Annotated in this window: 24 protein-coding genes; 18 read left to right on the forward strand and 6 right to left on the reverse strand. The window is 62.3% G+C overall.

Going from position 1 to position 26,064, the window contains the following annotated elements; genetic code table 11:
• Positions 1-8 precede the first annotated feature (8 nt).
• Genes PPN31114_RS03595 through PPN31114_RS03615 form a run of 5 tightly spaced genes read left to right on the forward strand, consistent with a single transcriptional unit; the run spans position 9 to position 5,614 of the window.
• The gene (locus tag PPN31114_RS03595; RefSeq protein ID WP_150678104.1) at positions 9-1,733 is read left to right on the forward strand and encodes an AMP-binding protein; all 1,725 of its coding nucleotides are present in this window, start codon (positions 9-11) and stop codon (positions 1,731-1,733) included.
• Complete coding sequence (locus PPN31114_RS03600; RefSeq protein WP_150678105.1) at positions 1,730-2,227, forward strand: acyl-CoA thioesterase; 498 nt, start codon at positions 1,730-1,732, stop codon at positions 2,225-2,227. Before PPN31114_RS03595 ends, PPN31114_RS03600 begins: the two co-directional genes overlap by 4 nt.
• On the forward strand, positions 2,224-3,021 hold the full coding sequence (locus tag PPN31114_RS03605; RefSeq protein ID WP_150678106.1) for a maleate cis-trans isomerase family protein: 798 nt from the start codon (positions 2,224-2,226) through the stop codon (positions 3,019-3,021). The genes PPN31114_RS03600 and PPN31114_RS03605 overlap by 4 nt, the downstream gene beginning before the upstream one ends.
• Positions 3,022-3,044: 23 nt before the next feature.
• Positions 3,045-4,196 (forward strand): FAD-dependent monooxygenase, encoded by a 1,152-nt coding sequence (locus PPN31114_RS03610; RefSeq protein ID WP_150678107.1) that lies wholly within the window; start codon positions 3,045-3,047, stop codon positions 4,194-4,196.
• Between the two features lie 56 nt (positions 4,197-4,252).
• Positions 4,253-5,614, forward strand: coding sequence for an MFS transporter (locus tag PPN31114_RS03615; RefSeq protein WP_150678108.1), 1,362 nt, complete (start codon positions 4,253-4,255; stop codon positions 5,612-5,614).
• Here the strand turns inward: PPN31114_RS03615 and PPN31114_RS03620 are convergent.
• The 3 genes from PPN31114_RS03620 to PPN31114_RS03630 are packed head-to-tail and all read right to left on the reverse strand — an operon-like array spanning position 5,580 to position 8,606.
• Positions 5,580-7,163, reverse strand: coding sequence for a PqiB family protein (locus PPN31114_RS03620; RefSeq protein ID WP_246182383.1), 1,584 nt, complete (start codon positions 7,161-7,163; stop codon positions 5,580-5,582). The genes PPN31114_RS03615 and PPN31114_RS03620 overlap by 35 nt on opposite strands.
• Positions 7,160-7,609 carry a YMGG-like glycine zipper-containing protein gene (locus PPN31114_RS03625; RefSeq protein ID WP_150678109.1) on the reverse strand — a complete coding sequence of 150 codons (450 nt, stop codon included), beginning with the start codon at positions 7,607-7,609 and terminating at the stop codon, positions 7,160-7,162. Before PPN31114_RS03625 ends, PPN31114_RS03620 begins: the two co-directional genes overlap by 4 nt.
• 37 nt (positions 7,610-7,646) lie before the next feature.
• The gene (locus PPN31114_RS03630; RefSeq protein ID WP_246182384.1) at positions 7,647-8,606 is read right to left on the reverse strand and encodes a SphA family protein; all 960 of its coding nucleotides are present in this window, start codon (positions 8,604-8,606) and stop codon (positions 7,647-7,649) included.
• 413 nt (positions 8,607-9,019) lie between these two features.
• On the opposite strand from PPN31114_RS03630, the gene PPN31114_RS03635 reads away from it, so the two are divergent.
• Genes PPN31114_RS03635 through PPN31114_RS03645 form a run of 3 tightly spaced genes read left to right on the forward strand, consistent with a single transcriptional unit; the run spans position 9,020 to position 12,517 of the window.
• Positions 9,020-10,183 (forward strand): BamA/TamA family outer membrane protein, encoded by a 1,164-nt coding sequence (locus tag PPN31114_RS03635; protein WP_246182385.1) that lies wholly within the window; start codon positions 9,020-9,022, stop codon positions 10,181-10,183.
• Positions 10,174-11,268, forward strand: a complete 1,095-nt coding sequence (locus PPN31114_RS03640) for a hypothetical protein (protein WP_246182386.1) — start codon at positions 10,174-10,176, stop codon at positions 11,266-11,268. The genes PPN31114_RS03635 and PPN31114_RS03640 overlap by 10 nt, the downstream gene beginning before the upstream one ends.
• Positions 11,269-11,275: 7 nt before the next feature.
• Positions 11,276-12,517: a BamA/TamA family outer membrane protein gene (locus PPN31114_RS03645; protein ID WP_150678110.1), complete on the forward strand. Its 1,242-nt coding sequence runs from the start codon at positions 11,276-11,278 to the stop codon at positions 12,515-12,517.
• Between the two features lie 53 nt (positions 12,518-12,570).
• On the opposite strand, the gene PPN31114_RS03650 is transcribed toward PPN31114_RS03645, so the two are convergent.
• Positions 12,571-14,886 carry a TonB-dependent receptor gene (locus PPN31114_RS03650; protein ID WP_150678111.1) on the reverse strand — a complete coding sequence of 772 codons (2,316 nt, stop codon included), beginning with the start codon at positions 14,884-14,886 and terminating at the stop codon, positions 12,571-12,573.
• Positions 14,887-14,964: 78 nt separating this feature from the next.
• Entirely contained in the window at positions 14,965-15,381 is a 417-nt protein-coding gene (locus tag PPN31114_RS03655; RefSeq protein WP_174987639.1) for a DUF2946 domain-containing protein, read from the reverse strand.
• Positions 15,382-15,648: 267 nt separating this feature from the next.
• Here PPN31114_RS03655 and PPN31114_RS03660 point away from each other — a divergent pair, with 267 nt between their 5' ends.
• From PPN31114_RS03660 to PPN31114_RS03670, 3 genes are all read left to right on the forward strand, one after another.
• On the forward strand, positions 15,649-16,833 hold the full coding sequence (locus PPN31114_RS03660; RefSeq protein WP_174987641.1) for a hypothetical protein: 1,185 nt from the start codon (positions 15,649-15,651) through the stop codon (positions 16,831-16,833).
• A gap of 95 nt (positions 16,834-16,928) precedes the next feature.
• Positions 16,929-17,684 (forward strand): SDR family NAD(P)-dependent oxidoreductase, encoded by a 756-nt coding sequence (locus PPN31114_RS03665; RefSeq protein WP_150678114.1) that lies wholly within the window; start codon positions 16,929-16,931, stop codon positions 17,682-17,684.
• A 35-nt stretch (positions 17,685-17,719) separates the two neighbouring features.
• Positions 17,720-18,220: a nuclear transport factor 2 family protein gene (locus PPN31114_RS03670; protein ID WP_174987643.1), complete on the forward strand. Its 501-nt coding sequence runs from the start codon at positions 17,720-17,722 to the stop codon at positions 18,218-18,220.
• 43 nt (positions 18,221-18,263) lie between these two features.
• Here the strand turns inward: PPN31114_RS03670 and PPN31114_RS03675 are convergent, their stop codons facing one another.
• Positions 18,264-18,572, reverse strand: a complete 309-nt coding sequence (locus tag PPN31114_RS03675) for a hypothetical protein (RefSeq protein WP_150678116.1) — start codon at positions 18,570-18,572, stop codon at positions 18,264-18,266.
• Between the two features lie 162 nt (positions 18,573-18,734).
• Here PPN31114_RS03675 and PPN31114_RS03680 point away from each other — a divergent pair, with 162 nt between their 5' ends.
• From PPN31114_RS03680 to PPN31114_RS03710, 7 genes are all read left to right on the forward strand, one after another.
• Positions 18,735-19,511, forward strand: coding sequence for an SDR family NAD(P)-dependent oxidoreductase (locus PPN31114_RS03680; protein ID WP_150678117.1), 777 nt, complete (start codon positions 18,735-18,737; stop codon positions 19,509-19,511).
• 128 nt (positions 19,512-19,639) lie between these two features.
• Entirely contained in the window at positions 19,640-20,860 is a 1,221-nt protein-coding gene (locus PPN31114_RS03685) for an ABC transporter substrate-binding protein (protein WP_174987645.1), read from the forward strand.
• 106 nt (positions 20,861-20,966) lie between these two features.
• A complete protein-coding gene (locus tag PPN31114_RS03690) occupies positions 20,967-21,608 on the forward strand; it encodes a nuclear transport factor 2 family protein (RefSeq protein ID WP_217426934.1) in 642 nt (213 codons plus the stop codon).
• Positions 21,609-21,615: 7 nt separating this feature from the next.
• Complete coding sequence (locus PPN31114_RS03695) at positions 21,616-22,686, forward strand: alkene reductase (protein WP_150679135.1); 1,071 nt, start codon at positions 21,616-21,618, stop codon at positions 22,684-22,686.
• A gap of 133 nt (positions 22,687-22,819) precedes the next feature.
• Positions 22,820-23,974 carry an acetyl-CoA C-acetyltransferase gene (locus PPN31114_RS03700; protein WP_150678120.1) on the forward strand — a complete coding sequence of 385 codons (1,155 nt, stop codon included), beginning with the start codon at positions 22,820-22,822 and terminating at the stop codon, positions 23,972-23,974.
• Positions 23,975-24,021: 47 nt separating this feature from the next.
• Positions 24,022-24,900 carry an SDR family oxidoreductase gene (locus PPN31114_RS03705; RefSeq protein WP_150678121.1) on the forward strand — a complete coding sequence of 293 codons (879 nt, stop codon included), beginning with the start codon at positions 24,022-24,024 and terminating at the stop codon, positions 24,898-24,900.
• Positions 24,897-26,060, forward strand: a complete 1,164-nt coding sequence (locus PPN31114_RS03710; protein ID WP_246182387.1) for an acyl-CoA dehydrogenase family protein — start codon at positions 24,897-24,899, stop codon at positions 26,058-26,060. Before PPN31114_RS03705 ends, PPN31114_RS03710 begins: the two co-directional genes overlap by 4 nt.
• Positions 26,061-26,064 lie beyond the last annotated feature (4 nt).

The following is a 26,064-nucleotide window of genomic DNA, read 5'->3' on the forward strand; positions in this document are numbered from 1 at the left end:
GAGACACCATGAGCGGTATTTTTCATCGAATCGACGGGGTGACGTACTGTCCGCCCGATCTGGCGCAGCGCTACTTTGCTTCGAACGCTTGGGTCGACACGACCTTGGGCGATGCCTTGCGCGCGACGGCTCGCCGGGTGCCCGATCGTCCGGCGTATCTGAGCGACGAGGCGTCGTTGACCTTCGCCCAGCTCGACGAGCGCAGCGAACGGTTGGGCGCAGCGTTGCTGACACTGGGCCTTCGGCCCGGCGACAGGGCAATCTTCCAGATGGGGACGACGGTCGACACCGTTGTCGCGCTGATGGGGGCGTACAAGGCTGGTGTCGTGCCGGTGTGTGCCGTGCCCCAATACCGGGAAGTCGAGATTGGCCAGCTCGCGGCGCAATCGGAGGCGCGCGGCTACTTTGTGCAAGCCGATTTCTCGTCGTTCGATCTGGTCGCCTTCGCGCGGCAGATGATGGCGCGCTATCCCTCGATCGAGCATCTGCTCGTGGCACGAACTGGCGAGGCCGGTAACGCGCAGGGCGGCCATGACATCGACGCACTCATCGACGCCATGTCGCTGGAGCGTGCCCGCGAGTTGTTGGCAAGCATCCGCATCGGCAGCGAAGACGTGTTGAGCTTCCAACTCTCGGGCGGCACGACGGGGGTGCCGAAGATCATTCCGCGCTTTCATGCCGAATACGTCGGTCACTCGCTGGCTTGGATGCGACATATCGGCATGACGGAGCACAGCCGCATGATCTGGTCGCTGCCGTTGCTGCATAACGCCGGGCAGCTTTATGTGCTGGCCTCGACCGTTGCGACTGGCATGACGACCGTCCTGATGCCGCGCGTCGACATTGCCCGGATGCTCACGCTCATCGAGATGCACGGCGTGACGCACGGCTTGTCGATCGGCCCCGTGGCGCCGCAGATGATCGCGTACAAGGACGTGGCGCGTCACGACCTGTCGTCGCTGCAACTGTTCGGCACCATGAGCCGTGCCGACTCGTTGGAAGACCACCTCGGCGTGCCGTGCTTCAACCTTTACGGCACGACGGAAGGACTGCTGATGGGCGCCGGGGCGCATTTGCCGCCGACGGTGCGGCATCACACGCAGGGTCTGTCTGGCTGTGCGGACGACGAGATCGTCGTGCTGTTTCCCGGCACCGACATGCCGGTCGACGAGGGAACGCCCGGCGAGTTGTGTTTCCGGGGACCGTCGAGTCTGCGCGGATACTACAAGGCACCCGAGGCGACGGCCCAGACGCTCACCGCCGATGGCTTTGTTCGCACCGGCGACATGGTGACGCGCAAACGTATCGACGGCGTGGACTGCTTCGCGTTCGAAGGACGGCTGCGCGACAACATCAACCGTGGCGGCGAGAAGATTGGTTGCGAGGAAGTCGAGGCGTTCGTCAGTCATCACCCGGCCGTGGCCGACGCCAAACTCGTCGCCATGCCCGATCCGCTTTATGGCGAGAAGGGTTGCGTCTATCTCATCTTGCGGCCCGGTCATTCGGCGCCGTCCGTCGCTGAACTGGGTGGGTTCCTCGTCGGTCACGGGTTGGCCAAATTCAAATGTCCGGAACGCATCGAAGTCGTCGACGAGTTCCCGGTCACGCGCGTAGGCAAAGTCGATAAAGCGTCACTGCGCGCGGCCATTGCGAGCCGCCTCGCCGCCGAAACGGTCAGCGTCGCCCCTGATGCCCCCGATGTCCCTGAAGTGCGGGCCAAGGAGGGCGTATGACCAGCACGGAATACGTGGTGAGCGAGTCGCCCTTTACCGTGCGCCGCATGGTGCGCTGGGGCGAATGCGATCCGGCGGGTGTCGTCTACACGGCGGCCTTTTCCGACTACGTCATCTCGGTCGCGGAGTTGTTCTACGGATCGCTGTTCGGCGGGACGCCGCAGGCGGTCAAGAACCATCATGGCTTCGGCACACCGACGCGAGCGCTCGATTTCGATTTTCGTCGCTCGCTCTGGCCTGACGACATCTTCGACGTGCGCGTCGACGTGGCCGAGATCCGCACGCGGACCTTTACGTTGCTGATGACGGCGCGCTGTGCCGACGGCGAGATCGCCTTCATCGCACGACTCACGCCGATCTGCATCCGCCGGGGCGAGCGTGCCTCGGTCGAGATGCCAGCGGTCTTGCGGTCCGCCCTTGAACAATACCGAACCCGTTGCGAACCCCACGAAAGCGTCGCAACGCGCACACCGGCAGGAGACATGCATTCATGAAAACAACGCCCACAACCCCCGCGCAACTCTTTCGCATCGGCCAGATCGTCCCTAGCTCGAACACGACGATGGAGACGGAAATTCCCGCCATGTTCCGTGCACGCGAGCAGATGTTGCCGGAGCGGTTCACGTTCCATTCGAGCCGCATGCGCATGCATCGTGTCGTGAAGGAAGAGCTTGAAGCCATGAACCGGGAAGGCCTGCGCTGCGCGGCTGAACTGGCCGACGCGCGCGTGGACGTGATGAGCACGGCCTGCCTCGTTGCGATCATGGCGATGGGGCCGGGCTATCACCGTCAGGTCGAAGCGGACTTGCGGCGCGTGGCGCGAGAGAACCATTGCGAGGCGGCGGTCATGACGTCTGCCGGTGCTTTGGTTGCCGGACTGAAAACACTCGGTGCCCGCAAGGTCGCCCTGATGGCCCCGTATATGAAGCCGCTCACGCAGGCGGTGGTTGAGTACATCGAACATGAAGGCATCGAAGTGCTTGACGCACTGTCGTTCGAGATCCCGGACAACCTCGAAGTCGGCCGCCGCAACCCGATGCAACTGCTTGATGACGTGAAGCGGCTGAACACCGCCAATGCCGATGCCGTCGTGCTGTCGGCGTGCGTCCAAATGCCGTCGTTACCGGCGATTCAGCTTGCGCAAGACCGGCTGGGGCTGCCCGTCACGTCGACGGCGGTGAGCACTGTGCGTCAGATGCTCGATCACCTCGGCCTTGCTCCCGTCGTGCCCGATGCAGGGGCACTGCTGGCGCTCGACGCCGCCCAACCGCAGGCCCGCATCGCCTGAAATTCCCGACACAGGAGACTCTCATGAAAATTGCCGTCATCGGTGGCGGGCCCGCTGGCCTGTACTTTTCGCTGTTGATGAAACAGCGGCATCCGGAGGACGACATCGTTGTCCATGAGCGCAACGCTTTCGATGCCACGTATGGCTGGGGTGTCGTGTTTTCCGACATTGCGCTCGCGTTCCTCAAGGACGCAGATGAAGCCTTCTTCCGAAAATTCACGGCGCATCACACGCGCTGCGACTATATGGAAGTCGTGCATCAGGGCGTGCCGGTGCGCCTGAGCAATAACCATTTCTCTCGTACGTCGCGCATCGACATGCTGCGCGTGTTGCAGCAGGCCTGCGCTGACGCGGGTGTCGATGTGCGCTACAACAGCCACATCGTCGACCCGGCGCAGTTGCCCGATGCCGATGTGGTGATCGCCGCCGACGGTGTGAACAGTGAAGTGCGCACGCGTATGGCCGAGCATTTCCAGCCGACGTTTGACGAACGCCGCAACAAGTTCGCGTGGTACGGGACATCGCAGGTATTTCACCCGGTGTCGCTGATCTTCCGCGAAACACCGCATGGCGTATTCATTGCGCATGCTTACCAATACAGCCCCGATCGCTCGACGTTTCTCGTCGAAGTCGACCCCGAGACGTGGCAGCGCTGTGGGCTGGATACGGCCACGGAAGACGAGAGCCGCCGCTGGTGCGAGCAGGTGTTTGCCGACGATCTGGCAGGACACGCGCTGTTGACCAACCGTTCGAACTGGTTTCAAGCGCGCGTAGTGAGCAACGCCCGCTGGTCGCACGGCAACGTGGTGTTGCTTGGCGATGCGCTGCGCAGCGTGCATTTCTCGCTGGGTTCGGGCACGCGTATGGCGATGCAAGACGCCATCGCGCTCTTCGAAGCCTTGTGCGCGAATCGCAATGACGTTCCGGCGGCCTTCGCAGCGTTCGAGCAAAGCCGTCGCACGGCATCCGACCGGTTTCAGGACGCGGCCAGAAAGAGCCTCGACTGGTACGAGTCTGTCGACACCCGCATGCACCTCGACCCCGTGAGTTTCGCTTACGACTACATGCGCCGCACAGGGCGCGTCAGTCACGAAGATCTTCGCCAGCGCGACCCCGCGTTCATCGCGCAAGTGGAGCAAGCCGCAGCACCTTCGCTGCGGGGCCACGCGGCGTAATTCGCGTTGCCATCGACACCTCAATAAAAACAAACATGCCCTATCAGGAGACAGCCATGGACCAGCAAGGCACCCGGGAGACGTCAGTAGACGTACGGGACTTCATCAATGCGGCCCCCGTGTCGCGCTTTCAGATCATGATCAGTGTGCTGTGCTTTCTGATCGTGGCATTGGACGGGTTCGACATTGCCATCATCGGGTTTATCGCCCCGCATATTCGCAGCGAGTGGCAATTGTCGATGGTGTCGCTCGGGCCGTTGTTCAGTGCCGGGCTGCTGGGGCTGATGGTCGGTGCATTTTGCAGCGGGCCGATGGCCGACCGTATTGGGCGGCGTCACGTGTTGATTCTGTCGGTGGCATGGTTCGGTGCCGCGAGCGTGGGGGCCGCGTTTGTACCGAATGTCGAATGGTTGATTGCGTTGCGGTTTCTGACGGGGTTGGGGTTGGGCGGTGCCATGCCTAACGCCATCACGCTAACGTCTGAATTCAGTCCTGAGCGCCGTCGAGGCACATTGCTCACGCTGATGTTCTGCGGCTTTTCGCTGGGCTCGGCGCTTGGCGGCGTGGTGACCGCGTATCTCGTGGCAGGGTTTGGCTGGCGCGGCGTGTTGGCCATTGGCGGACTGTTGCCGCTGGCGCTGGTGCCTGTGCTGTGGCTCGCGCTGCCGGAGTCGGTGCGTTTTCTGGCGATTCGAAACGGGACGCAGGCGCAGATCGCCGCCATTTTGCGACGCGTCGCACCGGGCCGTATTGCGGCAGGGCAGACGTATTCAGTGGCAGATGAGCGCTCGCCTGCGTCGCCCGTCGTGCAGTTGTTTCATCGCGACTACCGACGTGGCACGGTGCTGCTGTGGCTGGCGTTCTTCATGAGTCTGCTGTTGCTCTATCTGCTCATCAACTGGTTGCCGATTCTGGCGGAGCGTAGCGGGCTCACGCTCAAGCAGGCGTCGATGTTTGCGGGCTTGTTGCAGGGCGGCGGGGTGCTTGGCGCGATTGTGCTGGGCATGCTCATCGACCGGTTTCATCCGTACAAGGTCGTGGCGGCAGCGTACTTGTTGGGTGCGGTCGCCGTCGCATCGTTGGCGGTGGCCGATGGCGCGGCGTGGCTGGCGCTTGGCATCTTTGTGACGGGCTTTTGCGTGAGCGGTTCGCAGGTTTGCGCGAATGTGCTCGCCTCGGCGTATTACCCGACGTCCAATCGTGCGACGGGGGTGGCGTGGGCGCTGGGCATCGGCCGGGTGGGGGCTGTCGTCGGCTCGTTCGGCGGTGCGTTCCTGTTGAGTGCCGGGTGGAGCAACGCGGGGTTGTTCGCCATTCTCGCCATTCCGGCGATGCTTGCCGCCATGAGCATCTTGCTCGTGGGCGTGCGGCCGGGGCGGGCGATCATGGCGACGGGTCCGTCGGCTTCCCGCGTATGAGCGCTTCGGGATGAAGCTGGAGGTATTCGGCAAGCGCCTTGAGGGAATTCAAAGTGGTGTTGAGTTCCCGCACGGCCCCGCGGACGTCCTGCTGCATGGGGGCGTCCTCGGAGAGCGTCTTTTCCGCACTGCCGAATGTCTTCTTCGCCTCGCTCAACGCAGACTTCGCTTCGGGCGCGAGCTCAGCGTCGAGTTGTTTGAACAGTCCTTGCGCGCTATCCATGGTCTTATCGAGCTTGCGCAAGGAACTGTCGAGATTCTGTCCAATCTTGTCGAGCGGAATCTTATTGAGTTTCGCCGCGATGTCGGCCACCTGAAGCTGCAACTGATCAAGCGTATTCGGCACGGTCGGAATCGTGGTTACACCGTCGATGCGCGATGCTTGAGCCGGCGCGGCATTCGGGAAGAAATCCAACGCGATATAGAGTTGCCCGGTCAGCAGATTGCCCGTTCTGAGTTGCGCGCGCAGACCGTGAGCGATGAGCGCGTCAAATACCTCTTGCCGCTCGTGCTGTTCCAGCGGCAATTTCCCCGTCGAGTCGCGCTTGCGCAGGCGATCCGGATAAATGACCGCCGTCACCGGCATGACCAGCCGCTTTTCCTTCGCGTCGAACTGGACACCGATCGACGTGACCTCGCCCAGCGTGATCCCCCGGAAATCGATCGGCGAGCCGACCGATAGCCCCCGTAACGACTGTTGGAACGTGAACACTGCGCGCGCCGGTTCGGCGTCGGGGACTTTCATCGCGCTCGCCTCGTCTTCGGCGAGGAAGAACGCTTGCCCCGGTTTCGCCATCACGCCCGCGCCACTATCAGGCGGCGCTTGAAAGGCAATGCCGCCGATAACGACGGAGGCAAGCGACTGCGTGTTGACCTGAAAGCCGTTCGAATCCAGACGCAGGTTGATACCGCTGGCGTGCCAGAACCGCGTATTGCTGCCGACATATTGATCGAACGGGGCGCGTACGAAAACGCGCAGAGTCACGCCGTTGCCGTTGGGGTCGAGCGCGTACGTCTCCACCTGGCCTACCTGAATCCGGCGGTAGTAGATGGGAGAGCCACTGTCCAACGAGCCGATTTCTGCGCTATGCAGGACGAATGTCTTCCCGGCTTGCCCGCTGGAGATGACCGGCGGGACTTCCAGCCCGACAAAGTGTGTCGCCGCGTCGCGCGATTTTCCGGCGTCCGCGCCGATATAGGCACCGGAGAGCAGGGTAGATAAACCGGAGACGTTGCCGCCAGCGATGCGCGGACGGACTACCCACCAAGTGGTGCCCTTGGTCGCGAATCGCTTGGCGTTCTTGGTCAGATCGACCGTGACGTGAACCGAGGTGAGATCGGCCGATAGCTCGATATCTTTGACCACCCCGATATCGACTTCTTTGAACTTGACCTTCGTCTTACCGGCTTCGAGGCCGTCAGCACTCTTGAACTCGATGGTGACGGTCGGTCCGCGCTCCAGCATTGTTCTTCCGACAAGCGTTAGCCCGATTAGCGCCGCGATGAGCGGCACTAACCAGACGAGCGAAACCGACCAGGGCTTGCTCACTTGACCGTGTATCCACGGCCTTCCATACACGCGCCGTACGCGTGCCAGTAAGTCGTCATCTCCGAGCTTTGTGCGTTCTGGGCGGCCTGCGCTTGTGCCGCGTGTTGGCGCCGCGATCGCGCGCCGCCCGCGACGGCACCGGCTGCGGCACCGACGGCGGCACCATGACCGGGATCGTCGTGCGCTACATCACCGATGACGGCACCTGCGGCTGCGCCACGTGCTGCACCGCCAACGCGCGCACCCGTCGGGCCTTGCGGGGGCGGGGCTTGTTGCGCAACAACCGCCGGGTCGACGCCGGTATTTTGCTTGGCCCACGCGTAGCAAGCACCGTCATCGCTGCTCTGCTTATCGGCGCTCTGACCGTGCGCCGGGTAGACCGCTGGTTTTTGCGCGAATACCAGTCCGGCAAAGGCCAGACCGGCAACTAGGACGATGGTTTTCATGCGACCTCCCATTGCGGGCAAAGGGATTGCTTTAGATTCAGAAGATGAGCGTCGCCGTCGCCATAAACGTCGCCGTGCTGTTGAGGCGGTTCGTACTCGTCACCGTCGGCACCCATCGGGCGGAAAAGGACAGTGGATGTTTGCCGTCGAGCTTGGTGTCGTAGGTGACGATAGGGCCAAGGGCGATGTCGTGTCCGCGAAAACCATTGAGTTGATCGGCGGTGGGACCACTATCGTTCCCAAGCTGCTGTACCGTCCCGACGATCAGGCCCACGCCCAGTCCATTAGAAAAGCGCTTGAGCCCCATGACGTCCAAGGTGAAGAGCGGCGCATTTTGATAATTCGTGGCGGTATTACGCGTATAAAACTGAACGCCTGCCACCACATCGAATTCGAGATCGTAGGCGGGCAGAATCTTCGTATAAGCGACTTGCGGAATAAACGTCCAGTTGTTCAGGCTGGGGTTGGCGAGCGCATTCGGATCGTAACGCCCGGTAGGCGCCCAAACATTGACCGAGAACGCAATATGCTCGGTCTTCGAGAAGTGATATCCGGCAATCAGCGGGGTAAAGCTGATATCGAAAAGGTTGGACGCGTTTTGCGAGGTCGTCGCACTTCGTCGATCAGTGCCCAGCGTTGCAGACACCTTTGTCCAGATGTACGGCAGCGTGAAGCTGGAAGCGAAATTCCAATTTCCCGTGCCCGTATCCCACGTCTTCAGAATGGTCGCCAGGGTGAAGGCAATTTCGCCATCTAGCCCCAGTGAAGTCTTGCCCGCGATAGGCACAGACTTGCTGCCTCCGATGCTGCCGTCGAAATAAATCTCAGCGAAATTGACCGCCACCATGGGCGAAGGAGACACGACGCCCGCATCGGGTTGCACGCCTGTCCCGCTGATCGGACGTCCCAGCCCACCCTCGACGGCGAGCGCCGGAGCACAACTTAAACCCTGCATCGCAACGCACAACAGAAGAGTCTTGAAGCGACGTTTTGCCATGGCGATTGTTTTCCAATGCATCGACAGATTTATTGATTTATTCGAAATTCAGTAGGCCAACGCTGAATTTATGCCGAGCCCTCCACTGCTGTCGAAAAGTCTATAGGGAACCCTTTGGCAACTCAATAGACATCCTGAATATATGTTCACGTTATTGTTTGACCAATTGGCAAAAACTAACTTATTGTCGCAAAAAGACGTCGAAACACATTTCATTAATTGTTGATTTGATAATTTAAATTATCGTTGGAAATATAAATATTCCTAACTTTCAAACCGATTCATTGTTTATCCCCGAATACGTCGCTGGCTAGCGGAGAGAACGTGTGGTCGATTCTCAAGCACCTCAAGCACCTCAAGCACATCAAGTACCAATATGCAGTGGATTGAAGGTTGTTTGGAACGGGGCTGCGGTGTTCGTATTAGCTCTCATGGCGTGGCCAGCGGCATCCGCTGCGCAGTCGGATGCCGATGCACAAGCCACCGAGTCGTCGAGTACGCAGGAAGCTAAGCCGAGCAAGCGCAGCGTGGTCTGGCGCGACCCTGAAGACGGAAAATTCGATGCGAGCGACTTTCTTCTCAATCACAAAGGCGCGCTACCCGTGCCGGTCGTTATCACGGAGCCCGCGATCGGATACGGCGGCGGGGTGATGTTGATGTTTTTCTCGGAGTCGATGGCGGAAGCTGCCGAATCTGCGAAGACATCGGGCGAGATGGCACCCCCGAACATCACAGGCGTCGGTGGCGCCATGACCGAAAACGGAACGTGGGGCGCTGGCCTCGTCCATTTCCACACTTGGGGCGGCGACGCCATCCGGTATCTCGGCGGTCTCGCCAAGATCAATATGAAGACCGACTACTACGGTCTGAGCAACTATCCGCGCTCTTACCAGCTAAACGGATGGCTGACGATTCAGCAGTTGCTGTTCCGTATCGGCCATTCTCATTGGTATATCGGGCCGCGCTACACCTATTTCGACTCGAATACGCACTTCACCGGACAGGCGGCACAGGAACTGGGCGTTCCGGACGTAGGACGGCGCGTCGGCAAAGTAGGGCTGGTCATCGACTACGACACGCGCGACAACATGTTCTTCCCGAACCGGGGCAGTTATGCGGAGCTGGAGTTGCAGGCGGCCAGGCCTTGGGCGGGGAGTTCGCAGTCGTTTGAGACGTACAACGGCCGGGGCTATACGTGGCTGCCGATTTCGCACCAATGGGTGCTCGGCTTGCGGCTCGATGGCCGGTTCTCCAGCGGCGACGTGCCTTTCTATGAGCAGCCCTACGTCAAGCTGCGTGGCGTGCAGCAGGGGCGGTATCAGGATCGCAATGCAGCGATGGTCGAAGCCGAGCTGCGCTGGAATGCCACGCCACGATGGTCGATTCTTGGCTTTACCGGGGCCGGGCGGGCATGGGGGCGTTGGAAGTCGTTCTCCGAGGCGGATGCCGTCGTTAGTGTGGGCGCCGGTGTGCGTTACCTGATTGCGCGCAAATTGGGCTTGGCTGTCGGTATCGACGTGGCCCACAGCAAGGGGGAGAACGCGTTCTACATTCAGGTGGGCAGCGCATGGAATTGACGCGACTGCTTGCCGCAATGGCGCTCTCGTCGGTATGTTCCTGTGCTTTGGCATGGACGGCGGGCGGTACCGGCGCGACGGTAGTCGCCCCCACGCCCGCCACGGCACCCGACGGCACCGAAACGCCTTTGACAGAGCGGCAGGGGTGGTATCGCGGCATTGTCGGGCCGACGGCGACACCCACGGACGCCAAGTCGGTCGATCTAAAGGTTCCCGACGATCAGGCCGATGCCAAACCGGCCAAACACTGGGACCGCGCTTTGCCGTTTTTTGCCCAGCGAGTGATTGACCGGGGGTACGACCTACCCAATCCGTATGACGTCGGGTACTCGTACTTCAACGGCACGCAACGCTACCAAATGTCGAACCTGATGGTCGGTGCCAACGGCAACGGCCTTCGCTCCGCGGACTTCGTCCAATTCGATCAGTCGCGCATTCGCAGCCAGTCGAATCAGTTTCAGTTGGGCGCGTGGCTGTTTCCGTTCATGAATGTCTACGGCATCGTGGGTAACGTACGCGGGGGCGGCGATATCGGTATCAGCTTCTCGTCGCTCACGGCGCTCGAGCAGTTCTTCGGCATCAATATCGGATGCGGGGGCAGACGGCCCGGGCCGGACTGCGCGAAGCCGATCCGGTTGCCGACGCAGCAGGCGAGCTACAGCGGCACCACGTATGGCGCGGGTTTTACGCTCGTCGGAACCTACGGCAACGTGTTCTTTTCGCTGCCGGTGACCTACACCGTGTCGAATATCTCAATGTCCGACAGCAGTATCCAGTCGTGGAATATTGCGCCGCGCATCGGGTGGAATTTTCACCTGAGCGGGTTTGGCATCCTCACGCCGTATATCGGTGCCACTTGGTTTCGCACGCACGCCACCATTACCGGGCACTTCGACATTCCGATCGACGCGGCGGGCGGGCAAACGCAGCGTCTCGATTACCGGATCGACGAGTCGGTGGTCGGCGCATGGAGCGGCATGGTAGGCGTGAGTTGGGCGGCAAGTAAGCGTTTCGGATTGTTGGCGGAAGTCGGCTTCGGCTACAACCGCAGCGACGTCATTCTCACGGCTTTTCTGAGGTTCTGAGGCGCCGATGGCAAATTCGACGCGAACCTTTCGGGACGAACGCACGCGCACGACGCGCGCCACGGTAGGCCTGTGGCTCAAGGCGGGCGTGCTGGCGTTGGCCAGCGTTGCCGGGGCGGCGTACGGCGCGCCAGCAGCCGACCCGCCGTCGTCATCGGAACCATCGACACCCACGGCCGCCGCGCCTGCTGGATGGCTCGACCGCCTGCTGGCCAAGCTGGGCGCCGCCGATAAGGTGGACGTGAGTCACGGCATGGATTGGGGTGTGATGCCCGGTCCGTTCTACAACCCTGAGATGGGTTTCGGGATCGGTGCTGCCGCCGTCGGGTTGTACCGGACCAAGGATGCCCTAGAGACCACACAACTCTCCACACTGACGCTGCACGGCTTTTTCACGGTCACCGGCGCGACCGGCATCGGTGTGGAGAACACCACATTCTTTGGCGACGACGGCCATCGGTTTGTCTTCGCCGGAGCACTCGTGAATATGCCAACGCAGTACTGGGGCGTGGGCTATGACCGGGCGAGCGACGACGCGAATCGGGAAAAGTACACCAAGCGCAGCATTTTCATTCAGCCGAAATTTCTGTGGCGGGTGGTGCCGCAAACGTATGTCGGCATCGGGCTCGACGCGCACTACGACTCGGCGGTCAATCGGGACAAAGGCGACGCCAGTGCGTTTCTCACCGACCCTGGCGGTCCGTATGTTCGCAGCGTCGGTATCAGCGCCAATCTCTCGTACGACACGCGCGACTTCCTGCCCAATCCGTACCGGGGCCAGGCGTTCATCATGACCGGGACTGTCTATCGGCAGGCGTTCGGCAGCAGTACGGCGTTCGAGTCGCTGGAATGGACTTACGACCACTACACACGCTTTCGTGAGCGCGACGTGCTGGCACTCGACGTCTACGGCAAGTTCAGTTGGGGCGACGTGCCGTGGAGCATGATGCCGACCTTCGGCGATGGCAAGCGCATGCGGGGCTACTTTCTGGGGCAGTACCGCGATCGCAACATGCTGACCGTGCAGTTGGAGTACCGCGCCCATCTGGTCGGCCGTCACGGCATGGTGGTGTGGGCGGGCACGGGCGCGATTGCCAGCCAGCCCGGCGACCTGACCTCGGCGCACTGGCTGCCTAACGCAGGCGTGGGTTATCGATTCGAATTCAAACCGCGCGTGAATGTGCGCCTCGATGTCGGCTTCGGCAAGGGCACACGCGGGGCCTATTTCCAGATCAACGAAGCGTTTTAAGTCTTGACCCTCGGTGCGTCGTGGCCCCTCGATCACGACGCACCGGCAGCGAATCAGATGGCAAACTTCCCTTCGATAAAGAAGGTTCGCCCCGCATACGGGTGATACACGAAGTAACGGGTATCGAACAAGTTATCGACGCCGATACCGATCTGCGTGCGTGCCGTCGGTTTGAACGTGAATTTGGCGTCCACGACGGTATAAGTGCTAGTTCCGCCAAACGTATTCGGATTGTTATCGGTGTTCGTGAGCGTGTTGTATTGGCGCCCCGAGTACCGAATCGCACCCGTGATCGCCGTCTTGGCGTCGAAGCGGTACGTGGCGACCAGATTGGCTCGCCACAACGGAATGCGATAGAAATACTTGCCGACCGACGCGGGGTTGTTGGTATTCGCAAGAATCTTCGACTGGGTGTAGGTCACGCCAGCCGCGATATCGAGCCCTTGGATGAACACGTCCTGACCGTCGAAGCTTGTATCGAAACCGCGCGACCGAACCTTGTCGATGTTCTGGAAGTTCGTGACGTTGGGGAACACCGTGGTGTTGGTCTGGCTGAAGATGGTGTTCTTCACGTCGTCCTGAAACAGCGACACGCGCAGCTTGCCGACGTCCAGCATCCACTCGGCGCTAAGTTCCTTGGCAAGATCGTCCTCCGGGTGCAGTCCTGGGTTGTTATTGACGATATTGGTGCCGGTGATCGACCCCTGAAACAGTTCAGAGACCGTCGGGAAGCGGTAGGCACGCCCGATCGACGCACGTAGCGTCAGATCCTGCGTGGCCGCGAAGGCGAGCGAGACCTTCGGTGAGAAGTGACTGGCCGACGCTCCCGCATACGGCACCGTGATCCCCCCGAGCGTGCGGGCGCCCGAGTACGCGCGCCAGTCCTCGTAACGCAAGCCCGTCGTGAGCTTCCAGCGTGGCAAGAACTGCCACGTATCTTGCGCGTAGAGGGCCTGGGTCAGCGTGTTGCCGCCAAAGGCATTCGCGAGCGATGTTCCGTTCCCGTCGATCCACGCCGACGTATTGAATGTCCGGTTATCCAGAAAGTAGGTGTCGAAGTGGTAACCGAAGGCCAACCAGTGCGCGCCTGCGCCCACTTGCGCCGGGGTGTAGGTGCTTCGAAGGTCGAGCGACTTCCACCCCGTGCCATCCCCGTAGGTCAACGTGCCCGGGCCGTTGCCCGGCGCCCCTGAGCTTGCCGTTCGCGCTTCGCTTTGCGAGATGTCGAAGTACGACGCAATGGCTTCCCAGTTCCATCCCGTCTTGTTGCGTGTTTTGAGCGAGAGACCGTAGAGCAGGTTTTCGCTCACGCCCTGACTGGGGGCGAACGCCGCAGCGGGGATGTTGTACGTATAGCCGTTGATATTGACCGGCCCCGAGTACACGGGATTTCCATTCGCATCGCGCAAGAACGTGCTGGTCTGGCTGTTGTAGTTCTGATGCCAGTAGCCAAAAGTGAAGCCGCCTTGCAGCGTTGGCGTGAAATCGTACGTGGCCTTGAGCTTGAGCTGGTCTTGCGTGACGCGCTCGATCCCTTCGCCATTCACGCCCATGACTACACCTGGCGCGCCATTCTGGTCCCGATACTGGTAGGCACCGCTCACCACGGTATCGGTTGCCTTGGCGGGTGTCGTCGATTGCGACGCCGTGTAGAACTGAAGCGGTTGCCCGGTGTTTTCCATGTGATCGACACCGATCAGCAAAGACAGCCCGCCGGACTTATCGCCCACGCTCGCGCTCACGTTGCTGCCGGTGAAGCTGCGATTCACTCCGAAGAGGTCGAAGTGCTGCGTAAACCCCTGCACCTTGGCGTCGGTCACGAATTTGTCGGGCATGCGCGTCGTCATGAGGACCGTCGCTCCGATCGAGTTGCCGGGATACAAGGCGGAGAAGGGGCCGTAGATCACATCGACCTGGTCGATCTCCTCGGGAAACACCATCGACCAACGCGGTGCGAAGTTAAACGTGTTGCCCAGGAAGTTGCTCAGCAACAGCCCGTCGGCATAGACGAGGCCGCGCGCCGTTTGGGAATTGCTGGTGCCGCGCACGGCGATGGTGGAATTCAAATCGCCGATGAAGCGCCGGCGTACCGCCATACCGGGCATGTAGCGCAGCGCGTCTTCGGTCGTCTCGACGTTCTGGTATTGCAACTGGTCCGCTGTGACGGTGGCACTGGACGATGGCAAGTTGGGGTCCAGTACTCGTTTGGGCACCTGAATGGCGGAGGCGGTAACCGAAGTCGTTGCGAGCGCTGCGGCGGCGGGTTGCGGGGTGTCGTCCGCAGCGTGCGCGAACATGGGCATAACTGCGGGCAACGCCGCAGCCAGCGCGAGCGCCAGCGGCGTCTTGCGCATGAAGAGGTAAGACATGATTTTCCTGAATGCGATGAGCGAGTGACAGCCGGCACGCCTATCGCGTGGCGATGGCGCGCCTGACACGAGAGAGCATCAGGAAAAGCGGGGCGGTGCCCGGGCGGGCGGGAGATAGGCGAGTTGGACGAACTGGGGAACGGCAAATGCCGTGGGCCCGGCGCGAGCGATCCAGACGAACGACACCGCGCCGGTGCCGTGCGGCATGACCAATGGCGGATGGTTCGCTAGCAACGAGCAGTAATCGCAAGCGTCGCCATGTGCGCCATGCTCGGACGCCTGCGCGTGGTGCATGCCGCCGTGTAAATCACCCAACCCGGTGTCGCTAGCTACGGCCTGCGCCAAACCGGCGACGGTGCAAAACGCGGCATCGATCTGCGCGTCGGCGCTGCGCTGTGCAGCAAGCCATTGGCTCACGACGGGCACGCCTAAGGCAAGGCACATGGCCAGAAGGCCAAGCCATGCACCAAAGCGTTTGCGCGAGCGAATCAACATCGTGAAGGCGGGTTGAATTGATTTGATTGAGCGGGTCACAGTGAGCCATTCAGGGCGAAAGCTCGCGTGACGGCGCACAGACCGTAAATCTAACGGCGGCGGCCCGTGTTTGACACTGCCTTCGTTGCGGCATTTTGACGCAGGGCACGGCATCGCTTCGGCCCGCAGCTGGGTCATCCGGCTCGATGGCTTCCATCGAATGAAGGATGTCCCGGGCTGCCTGCCTCGCCTAGAATGCGCGGAAAAATACGCCTTCCGGTGGCCCAAATGAAGCGCACGCGCCTCGCATTCCTTCTCCTGCTGGCCGCACTCGCGACGCCAGCTGCTGCGCAACCTGCCGCCGATGGACTTGGCGGCGTCTGGGGTTTCTCACCCGTCCCAAGTGACCGATCCACGCGTGGGCCAGTGCAGGAGGTGACTAATTTGCCGCCGGTGACCGGTCAGGGTGCCCTTGGCATTTGCTTCGCGCACGTCGCCTCTACGATGCTGACCGCTGAGAATTGCCGAAAGCTGAAGACCGACTGCACGACGATCGCCGACGCCGAAGTTTTTTCGCCATTGGCATTGGCAAGCGCCTGGCGGCGCTCGGAGCGCAAGCCCGAGACGCCTGACGCGTCCGCCAGCCCGGCACCCACTGAAGGACTTTTGGTCGACGAAGGCGGCAACGCGGCCATGGTGCTGCAAGTTGTCGCCTACGACACCGGTTCATCGCCTTCGATCGAGTGTGCCTCCCGACGCATCATGACGCCGGACTACACAGACGAGACTGCGACCGACCGAGAGTTGGCGATGTGGAACCGGACCAAGGCGATATTCAAGCAATTGCACGACGAAGCCAAGGCGCTTGACGTGGATTGCACGGCTTGCGTTGCCTCATTCGAATCCTCACATGCGGCCGACGTGGCATTTCTGACGGAGACGTTTCCGGCAATCGGCCCCAAAAAGGGCAGGTCGGTGAGCGCGTTGGCCCAGCCCGATTACGGACAATTTCTGTATCGACTGGCGGTCCCGGCGCAGTGCGCCAGGCTAAGCCGACAGGTGCAGTTCGAAAGCATGCACAAGGTCCGCGTCAAGTTTTACCCGCAACCACCGGCGTCCACCGACACCGCAGCGAACAAGGGCAAAGCCGCACCAGCGACGGGAAATTATCGGCAGGCGATCGAGTTCATCCGGACTTCGCTCGCCGATCAACGCCCGTTGGCCCTAGGCCAGATATGTCTGGACAAAATTCCCTCGGCCAACAAGTGCAAAAACTCGCACGAAGTCGTTATCGCAGGTTTGAAAACCACGTGCGACGCGAAGGGACGGTGTGCGGAGGCGATCAAGGTCGTGAATAGCTGGGGGATGGGCTGGCAAAAAGCCAATAGCGACGGCTGGGTCGACGCCAAAACACTCATCGACCGAACGTTCTACCAAGCGCCGATATTGACGTGGTTTGTCGATGGGCAGTAGCGCGGAGTCGCACCGTAGTCCACTCGGACGATGACATCCGCGTTTCCGGCAAGCACCTTAGCGACTTCGATTCAAGGGCGTTTGCGGAGCATACGATGGGGCGACTGGCAGGCAAGGTGGCGCTGGTGACCGGCGCGAGTGGCGGCATTGGACGGGCGATATCGCATCGGCTCGCCAACGAAGGCGCCCAACTCGTACTCACCGATATTGCCCCGCATCCGCAAGACGAAAGGTGCGGAAGGGCCACCGAATCGGCGCTGTGTCTTCACCTTGACGTGTCCAGCGAGGCCAGTTGGAGCGATGTCGTCGACGCCTCGCTGAAGCACTTCGGCCACATCGACATTCTGGTGAACAATGCCGCCGTCATCGCCGCGGGCAACATCGAAGACACCTCGCTTTCCCAATGGCAGGCCGTGCAGCGCGTGAACGCCGACGGGGTTTTCCTTGGCTGCCACCATGCCGTGCGGGCAATGAAGAGGAATCTACGTGGCGGCGCTATCGTCAATCTCGCGTCGCTGGCGGCCGTCACCGGATTGGGCCGCTACTGCGCCTACAGCGCTTCCAAAGGGGCGGTGGCGGCATTGACCCGCTCCGTCGCCGCGCACTGCCGCGACGCCGGATACCCCATACGCTGCAACGCCATCGTTCCCGGCGCGGTACTCACTCAAGCGATTGCCGCCACCACCGGCGGCATTTCTGCCGACATGGCCGACTACTGGCACGACCCCCGCACCCGTTATGCGATGCCCGAGGACATTGCCTCGTTAGTGGCGTTTCTCGCCTCGGACGATGCGCGATTCATCACCGGCTCGGAAGTGCGCATCGACAACGGCCAGTTGTTCGTTCAGTAAGCCGTAGGCCACAGACACAAAGAAAAATGGATGACATGGAATCGCAGCGCCGTTGGGCAGGGCTTGAGCAAACGGTCGCAACGCTCGCAGACGAACTGGCGATCTACCGGCTAATCGCCTCGTACGGCCCGCTGGTGGACAGTGCGACAGATTCGGCCCGTTGCCGGGAGGCCGCCGAATTGTGGATGCAGGACGGCATATACGATCTCGGGCCGGGGGCCGTGGCGAAGGGCCATGCGGAGATCGCGGCGCTCTTCGAACATCCGATTCATCAGACGTTGATTCGCGAAGGCGGTGCGCACGTGATGGGGCTGCCCCAGATCCGGCTCGATGGCGATTGCGCCACCGCAGTCTCGTGCTCGCGCGTCTATCGGGCGGACGAGACTGGCTTTCACGTCTGGCGAGTAGCCGCCAATCGCTGGGAGCTTGTGCGCGCAACGGCAACGGGTGCCGCGACGCCGCAATGGCGTATTGCCCGCCGGATCAATCGGCTATTGCACAACAGCGCCGAGGCGCGTGAGTTGATGCGGCTATAACGCGGAGGGGCAGGGAGCAAAGGTGGCGGGGCTGGTTGTCCTGTCAGGCTCCGCTGCCTCGATTGCTCAGCGGACTGCCATGCCGCACCGCGTCATCGAAGCAAGTTTGGTAGCCGAGTTTCCAGCCGTCCTGAGTTTCGGCACTCGCGTCCTTCGGCAGACGGCTCTCGACCATCGTCGGTTCCACTGCGCCGCGTCCGGCAGTGCAGCCGAGCGTGTAACCCGCGCGGAATGCCGCCGACGATCCAGCGGGCGGGCGGTCCGGCGAGGCCAGTGGGCTGCTGCAAGCGGCCAAGCACAGCGCCGTTGCCATTGCGGCGGTGTACAGCATGCTGCGGGTTGTGGACGCCATCTTGTGTCTCCCTGCCAATGAGCCCCCGATGGGCGTTGCGCCAGTCTACGGGCGGGCGAATGTGGGGTAATCGTCCAGTTGGACGATTACGCCCGATTTTCTTCCCGCTATGGTCGCCGGTGACTTACCGAATCTACCTTGACCGACGACAGGAGCAAGTTGATGGAGACGCCCCCGAACTACCGCCCGCCGCTGGCGGACCAAATTGCCGTCGTAACCGGCGCGGCCAACGGCATCGGCCGTGCCACGGCGCTACGCTTTGCCCGCGATGGCGCCCATGTCGCGCTGCTCGACCGCGATGTCGCGGGGCTGGCCTCGCTGCGCGATGAGATCGAAGCGCTTGACCGCCGCGCCTATGCGCTCGCGCTCGACTGCACGCACCAAGGCGACGTTCGCGACGCTTTCGCTGATATTGCGGCGACGCTCGGCCCAGTGGACGTGCTGCTCAACAACGTCGGTCAAGGGCCGCGCGAGCGGATGTCGAGCTTCGTCGACGCCAATATCGAGACGCTCGACTTCCTGCTCGACATCAATCTGAAAACGGTCATCGTGTGTTCGCATCAGGTGGTGGCGGGCATGTGCGAGCGGCGTCGCGGCAAGATCGTGAACATCACGACCGAGGCGGCGCTCAATGGTGCACTGCGGTGCTGGGACTACGCCGCCGCAAAGGCCGGGGTGATCGGTTTTACGCGCGCGTTGGCCCGGGAGGTTGCCCCTTATGGGGTGAACGTCAACGCGATCGGCCCCGGCGCGACCCGCACGCGAGCGCTGGAGCAAACGCCGAAAGACCAACTCGACAAGGTCATCGCAGGCATCCCGATGGCCCGCATCGGCGAACCGGACGACATCGCCAACGCCGTTGCCTTTTTCTCCAGCGCGCAAAGCAGCTACGTGACGGGCCAAACGTTGCTCGTCAATGGCGGAAATTGGATGGTGTGATCAATCGGCTCGCCAGCGCATTGCGCTAGTCCGATTGAACGATGTCCCGGCGTCAGCGCGCTGCCAGTATCAACTGCGGGCGCGTGATGGCGCGCAGCAACCCAAAACAAACGATAAACGGAGACACCATGAGCAGAATCACGAGGAGCGCGATCCGTCATGCCGCCACAGGCATGCTGGCGCTTGCCGCCGCCATTGCAGCGGGCGGCGTCTGGGCGCAAGGCACCGAGCCGGTCCGGCTAGGGGCGATCTATTCGATTACCGGGGCCGGTGCGGCGACGGGCTACGCGAGCCTTACCGGCACCAAGATGGCCGTCAAGGAGATCAACGCGGCGGGTGGCATCTTGGGGCGGCAGATCGAACTGTTCGTCGGCGACGACGCGTTCGATCCGACGCAAGCCGTCGCTGAAGTGAAGCGGCTCGTCTCCAAAGAGAAAGTCCAATTGTTGATGGGCCCGACGATCAGTCAGGTCACGCTGGCAATCGCTCCGGTGCTGACGCAGGCTCGCGTGGCCAGCGTGGCGCTCTCCGGGTCCACGTCGCTCACGCCGCAGGTCGCGCCGTACACCTTCAGCATGTGGACGTCGATCGAAGCGCAGGGCGAAGCGATGATCGACTTCGCAGTGAAGCAACTCAAGGTGAAGACCGCCGCGATCATTGCCGATAACGGCGCACAGGGCAAAGCAGGCACGGCCATCTTCCAGCGCATGCTTGCCGCACGCGGCGTCAAAGTCACCGGTGTTCAAGAGCACGAATCGCGCACGTCCGACGTGACCGCACAAGTGCTCGCGCTCAAGCGAGGCAATCCGGATATCGTTTTCCAAATCAGCACCACTGGCGAAGATTCGGGCGTGGTGTTCCGCACCATGCAGGATCTGGGCTGGAACACCAAAGTGATGAGCATGGTTGCCGGTGTCAGCGCGCCGCTGGTCATTCGTGCGAGTACCCCCGACGTGTTCAAGCAAGGCGATATCTACGCGACGATGCTCAAGGCGTACACGTATTGCCCGAAAGATCCGGTCGGTCAGACGGAGTTCGGCAAGTTCGTGACGCGTCTCAAAGCGTTTGATCCGAAGAATGTCGACAAGCTCAATGCGCAGGTCGTGAGCATGACCTACGACGGTGTCTATGTGCTCAAGGCTGCGGTTGAAGCGACCAAGTCGTTCGATGGTGCGACGTTGACGTCGTGGATCGAGAAGAATGCGTCGTCGATTCGTGGCCGCGTGAACGGTTCGCTCTCGGCGACCCAGCTTAGCCACTTCCTCGTCGGAGCCGATGCCATCACGATGGTCAAGCGCCCGGACATCAAGCGCGAAGACGGTTTGGTCGAACGGCTCGACTGCCATTGATTCGACGCCCCGCTAGATTGTCCTAATCAGTCAGCCCCGTGGCCCGCGCGAGCGGGCCATGGCGCATCTGCATCAATCTCTTCTGCTCAGGAGCCCTCCGATGGAGATGGATCAACTGGCCCGGCGTATCGACCGGCTCGAATCGATTGAGGAAATTCGCATGCTCGCCGCCAAGTACTCGCTGGCGCTCGACATGCGTGACCTCGACGCATGGGTGAATCTGTTTGCACACGACGTCGCAGTCGGCGAAGGCAAGACCGGGCGTGCCGCGCTCAAACGCTGGATCGATCGCACGCTGCGCGAGCAATTCACGGTCACATCGCATCACATCGGCGGTCACATCATCGAGTTTCAGGACGCCGATCACGCGTGTGGCGTCGTGTACTCGAAGAACGAACACGAGACCGGGCCCGAGTGGGTCATCATGCAAATGCTCTATTGGGACGACTACGAGCGCATCGACGGGCGGTGGGTCTTTCGACGCCGCTTGCCGTGCTACCTGTACGCGACCGATCTGAACAAGCCACCGATCGGCGATCAGAAGATACGTTGGCCGGACCGCCCGCGCGAAGACGGGCACTGGCACGACCTTTGGCCGTCGTGGCAAAGCTTCTGGGCCGAGAAACCCGAGGGGCTGCCTTCGGTTGCCGCCCCCGCGCCTTTGAACCAGTTTCTCGCCACGATGCGACGTGGCAGCGCGCCGCCTAAGCTTCGCGTGAGTTTTGTCGAGGGGGCGAGCCGTGAATAACTTGGCCATGTCGCCCGAGCGCAGCGATTTGTTCTCGCCAGTAAGTCTGGGCGAGATTTCCCTTTCCAACCGCATCGTCATGGCCCCCATGACGCGCAGCCGGGCCGACGAGAATGACGCGCCGACCGACTTGCATGTCGACTACTATCGCCAGCGCGCCACGGCAGGATTGATCGTCACGGAGGGCACGTATCCGTGTCTCAACGGCAAAGGATATTGCCGCACGCCGGGCATCGTGACGCCGCAACAACTGGCGGGATGGCGGCGCGTGACCGACGCCGTGCACGCGCAAGACGGACGCATCGTGATGCAGCTGATGCATGTGGGGCGCGCCGCGTCGCATCACAACAAGTCGGGTGCGCGCACCCTCGCGCCATCGGCAATCCGTGCCCAAGCGCAAATCTATACGGACGCGGCCGGATTGGTCGACACGGATACGCCGGAAGCCATGACGGCAGCCGAGATCGTCTCGACCATTGACGCGTATCGTCAGGCGGCCCTCAACGCGCGCGCAGCGGGCTTCGACGGCGTTGAGCTTCATGCCAGCAGCGGCTACCTGCCTATGCAGTTCTTGCTGGAATGCAGCAATCGCCGCGATGACGGCTACGGGGGTGGGCTGCACGCCCGCGTGCGCTTCACGGTGGAGGTGCTTGAACACATGAGTCAAGCCATTGGCGCCGCACGCGTGGGGCTGCGTCTGTGCCCCGGCAATCCGTACAACGACATGCATGACCCGGCGCCCGAGGCGACCTACAGCGCGCTGCTCTCGGCGATCCGGGGGCTGGGACTGGCGTATGTCCACGTGAGCCGTTCGCCGCAACCGGCGCTCGACGCCTTCGCGCTGGTGCGCCGTCATTTTGACGGCCCGGTGATCGTGAACGATGGCTTCGACGGCAATTCGGCCCGCACGGCCATCGCCGACGGCATTGGACAAGCCGTGTCGTTTGGTCGCCATTTCATTGCGAACCCGGATCTGGTGGCACGTTTGCAGCGCGGCACCGCACTCGCTCGCTTTGATCGCCACACCCTCTACACGGCCGGGCCGCAAGGCTACTCCGATTACCCGAGTGCCAACTGAGCCAGTTGATCGAGGCGCTTCCATAGTCCTGATGGACGATGCGGCGTGCGGGCGTGAAATCGAGAATCGATTCTGAATTCACGAACAAGCGCTGTAAATCGCGCAGCACCTCAATCGAGGAGACAAGGACACCATGGCAGACGCATACCTCATCGACGCGCTTCGCACGCCCACGGGCAAGCGCGCAGGCCGGCTGGCAGCCGTACACCCGGCCGATCTCGGCGCACACGTCCTGCGCTCGCTGGTCGAACGCAACGCCATCCCCGCAGACGACTACGACGACGTGATTTTCGGCGGCGTCGATGCGGTCGGGCCCAACGCTGGTGTCATCGGTCGCACGGCGTGGCTCGCGGCTGGACTGCCGATGCATGTGCCGGGCACGGTCATCGACCGCGCTTGCGGGTCGTCTCAGCAGGCACTTCACTTCGCGGCGCAAGCCGTGATGAGCGGCACACAGGACGTCGTGATCGCCGGTGGCGTGCAGAACATGAGCATGGTGCCCATTGCCTACGCGATGACGGCCGGGCAGCCGCTGGGCTTTTCCGATCCCTTCTCGGGGAGCCACGGCTGGCGTGAGCGCTTTGGCGATCAGCCGGTGAATCAGTTCTACGCGGCGCAACGCATCGCCGACCACTGGCAGTTGTCGCGCGCCGACATGGAAGCGTTCGCTCTGGAAAGCCATCGCCGGGCGCGCCATGCGATTGCGCAAGGGCATTTCAACCGCGAGGTGGTCCCGCTGGCGGGCCTCGAAATGGATGAAACCACCCGCGAGACCACGCTGGCGAAGATGGCCGGGCTGGAACCCGTGATGCCGGAATACCCGTCCATTACGGCGGCTGTGTCGAGCCAGACGTGCGATGCCGCCGCCGCGCTGCTGATCGCGTCCGAGGCGGCGGTAAAACGCTACGGCCTCAAGCCGCGCGCCCGCATTCACCACATGAGCGTGCTCGCGGACGACCCGATCTGGCACTTGCGCGCACCGATCCCGGCGACCGAGGCGGCGTTGAAGAAAGCGGGCATGACGCTCGCAGACATCGATCTCGTCGAAATCAACGAAGCCTTCGCGTCGGTCGTGATGGCGTGGCTGAAAGAGACGGGCTATCCGCACGCGCAGACCAACGTGAATGGCGGCGCCATCGCGTTGGGGCATCCGCTGGGCGCCTCGGGCGCAAAGCTCATGACCACGTTGCTGCATGAACTGGAGCGCACCGGTGGCCGTTACGGGCTTCAGACGATGTGCGAGGGTGGCGGACAAGCCAACGTCACGATCATCGAACGCCTGAATTGATCGCGGCGAACAAGAACCTACCGATAACGTGCAGGAGCAGGAGAACTATGGGAATTTGTGATCAACGCACCGTCATCATCACCGGGGCGGGGGGCGGACTGGGCCGCGCGTATGCGATGGCGTTCGCGCAAGCGGGGGCGAACGTCGTCGTGAACGACGTGCGTGCCGAAGCAGCGGCGGACGTCGTGAGCGCGATTGTCGAGCAGGGCAGTCGAGCCATTGCCAGCGCGCATGACATTTCCCGACTCGAAACGGCGCAACGCATCGTCGACGACGCTGTGAGCGCGTTCGGGGAGGTGCATGCCCTCGTCAACAATGCGGGCAATCTGCGTGACCGCATGTTCGTGAGTCTTTCCGAAGACGATTGGGACGAAGTGATGCGCGTGCACCTTCGCGGCCATTTTTGTCTGTCGAACCTTCTCGCGCGCCACTGGCGAGATCGGGCCAAGGCGGGTCAGGCCATCGACGCCCGCATTATCAACACGACGTCGGGCGCTGGACTGCAAGGCTCGATCGGGCAGTCCAACTATGCAACGGCCAAGGCCGGTATCGCCGCGCTCACGTTGGTGCAGGCCGCTGAGTTGCAGCGCTATGGCATCACCGTCAACGCGCTGGCCCCGGCTGCGCGCACCCATATGACCGAGTCGGCCATGGCGGAACGTGTTCGCAAGCCGGAAGACGGCAGCTTCGATTACTGGGATCCCGCCAACGTGGCATCGCTGGTGGTGTGGCTGGGCAGTGCTGAATCGCGCGATGTCACTGGCCGCATCTTTGAAGCCGCAGGCGGGCAGATTTCGATTGCCGATGGCTGGCGTACCGGCCCGATGCAAGACAAGGGCAGTCGTTGGGAGCCCAGCGAAGTGGGTAACGTCGTGCGCGCATTGATCGAGCGCGGCGTGCCTGCGCAACCGGTGTACGGCGCATGAACGCCTCGCCCGAACTCATCGACTTCTCGCTAAGCGAGGAGCAGGCCATGATTCGCGACGTGGCGCAGGACTTCCTCGCCGAACACAGCGACTCGGCGGCGGTGCGCGCCGCCATGGAGAGCGACACCGGTTTCGATCCGGCGCTCTGGGCGCGTATCGCACAGGAACTCGGCTGGTGCGGCATTGCGATTGCCGAGTCCGACGGCGGGCTAGGCTTGTCGCGCGTCGCACTGGCGTTGCTGCTCGAACAAATGGGTCGCCGTCTGCTGTGCTCGCCATTCTTTGCGACCGTGTGCCTCGGCGCGACCTTGCTACAGGAAGCCGCAGCCGTCGACTCGGGCAGTGCGGCAAAGTCTGCGGCAACACGGTTCCTGCCGCGCATTGCGAGCGGCGAGCTTTCTGCCACGCTCGCGCTGGACGACGGCACCGATGCGACGCACGGCGTTTTGGCCGAGCCTGTGGAGGGCGGATTCCGGCTATCGGGTGAATGGCGTCACGTGCCGGATGGCGCGCACGCTGAACTGCTGCTGTTGCCCGCACGCCTACCGGACGGCTCGCTTGGTTTGTTCGCCATTGAAGGCGACCCGACTGGCCTCACCCGTACGCCACTGCGCAATCTCGATCTCACCCGCCGTGTCGCCGCGGTGCGGGCGAGCGGCTTGCGGATCGACGCGAGCGCCTGTCTGTCGCAAGGCGACGCCGCCGTTCGCGCGCTATTGCGCACCCGTGCCCTCGCGGGTCTTGCGCTGGCCGCAGAGCAGGTCGGCGGTGCGCAGCAGTGTCTCGACCTCACGCTCGCCTACGTGGCCGAGCGCAAGCAATTCGGTCGGACCATCGCCAGCTTTCAAGCCGTCAAGCATCGTTGCGCGGAAATGATGGTGCGCATCGAAGCCGCGCGCTCAGCCGTATTCGGCGCGTTCCACGCCACGGCGGGTGGCCTCGACGACGAGGCGCTCACGCTCGATAGCGCCTGCGCAAGAACGTTCGCCTCGGACGCGTTCGTTTTCTGTGCCCGCGAGGCGATCCAGTTGCACGGCGGCGTGGGCTTTACGTGGGAATACGACCCGCACCTGTACTTCAAGCGTGCGCAGGCGGGCAGTCAATGGTTCGGCGACGCGTCGTTGCAGCGCGAGCATGTCGCGCGCGCGCTACTGGGTTAGCAGG

The organism is Pandoraea pneumonica (assembly GCF_902459645.1).
GTDB classification, from domain to species: domain Bacteria; phylum Pseudomonadota; class Gammaproteobacteria; order Burkholderiales; family Burkholderiaceae; genus Pandoraea; species Pandoraea pneumonica.

Excerpts from the sequence above, each read along its gene's own strand:
- PPN31114_RS03600 (WP_150678105.1), top strand. The coding sequence starts at position 1,730 with ATGACCAGCACGGAATACGTGGTGAGCGAGTCGCCCTTTACCGTGCGC.
- PPN31114_RS03615 (WP_150678108.1), top strand. The coding sequence starts at position 4,253 with ATGGACCAGCAAGGCACCCGGGAGACGTCAGTAGACGTACGGGACTTC.
- PPN31114_RS03695 (WP_150679135.1), top strand. The coding sequence starts at position 21,616 with ATGTCGCCCGAGCGCAGCGATTTGTTCTCGCCAGTAAGTCTGGGCGAG.
- PPN31114_RS03665 (WP_150678114.1), top strand. The coding sequence starts at position 16,929 with ATGGGGCGACTGGCAGGCAAGGTGGCGCTGGTGACCGGCGCGAGTGGC.
- PPN31114_RS03675 (WP_150678116.1), bottom strand. The coding sequence starts at position 18,572 with ATGGCGTCCACAACCCGCAGCATGCTGTACACCGCCGCAATGGCAACG.
- PPN31114_RS03645 (WP_150678110.1), top strand. The coding sequence starts at position 11,276 with ATGGCAAATTCGACGCGAACCTTTCGGGACGAACGCACGCGCACGACG.
- PPN31114_RS03655 (WP_174987639.1), bottom strand. The coding sequence starts at position 15,381 with ATGTTGATTCGCTCGCGCAAACGCTTTGGTGCATGGCTTGGCCTTCTG.
- PPN31114_RS03640 (WP_246182386.1), top strand. The coding sequence starts at position 10,174 with ATGGAATTGACGCGACTGCTTGCCGCAATGGCGCTCTCGTCGGTATGT.
- PPN31114_RS03700 (WP_150678120.1), top strand. The coding sequence starts at position 22,820 with ATGGCAGACGCATACCTCATCGACGCGCTTCGCACGCCCACGGGCAAG.
- PPN31114_RS03710 (WP_246182387.1), top strand. The coding sequence starts at position 24,897 with ATGAACGCCTCGCCCGAACTCATCGACTTCTCGCTAAGCGAGGAGCAG.
- PPN31114_RS03650 (WP_150678111.1), bottom strand. The coding sequence starts at position 14,886 with ATGTCTTACCTCTTCATGCGCAAGACGCCGCTGGCGCTCGCGCTGGCT.
- PPN31114_RS03680 (WP_150678117.1), top strand. The coding sequence starts at position 18,735 with ATGGAGACGCCCCCGAACTACCGCCCGCCGCTGGCGGACCAAATTGCC.
- PPN31114_RS03690 (WP_217426934.1), top strand. The coding sequence starts at position 20,967 with ATGGATCAACTGGCCCGGCGTATCGACCGGCTCGAATCGATTGAGGAA.
- PPN31114_RS03705 (WP_150678121.1), top strand. The coding sequence starts at position 24,022 with ATGGGAATTTGTGATCAACGCACCGTCATCATCACCGGGGCGGGGGGC.
- PPN31114_RS03595 (WP_150678104.1), top strand. The coding sequence starts at position 9 with ATGAGCGGTATTTTTCATCGAATCGACGGGGTGACGTACTGTCCGCCC.
- PPN31114_RS03670 (WP_174987643.1), top strand. The coding sequence starts at position 17,720 with ATGGAATCGCAGCGCCGTTGGGCAGGGCTTGAGCAAACGGTCGCAACG.
- PPN31114_RS03610 (WP_150678107.1), top strand. The coding sequence starts at position 3,045 with ATGAAAATTGCCGTCATCGGTGGCGGGCCCGCTGGCCTGTACTTTTCG.
- PPN31114_RS03685 (WP_174987645.1), top strand. The coding sequence starts at position 19,640 with ATGAGCAGAATCACGAGGAGCGCGATCCGTCATGCCGCCACAGGCATG.
- PPN31114_RS03605 (WP_150678106.1), top strand. The coding sequence starts at position 2,224 with ATGAAAACAACGCCCACAACCCCCGCGCAACTCTTTCGCATCGGCCAG.
- PPN31114_RS03625 (WP_150678109.1), bottom strand. The coding sequence starts at position 7,609 with ATGAAAACCATCGTCCTAGTTGCCGGTCTGGCCTTTGCCGGACTGGTA.
- PPN31114_RS03660 (WP_174987641.1), top strand. The coding sequence starts at position 15,649 with ATGAAGCGCACGCGCCTCGCATTCCTTCTCCTGCTGGCCGCACTCGCG.
- PPN31114_RS03630 (WP_246182384.1), bottom strand. The coding sequence starts at position 8,606 with ATGGCAAAACGTCGCTTCAAGACTCTTCTGTTGTGCGTTGCGATGCAG.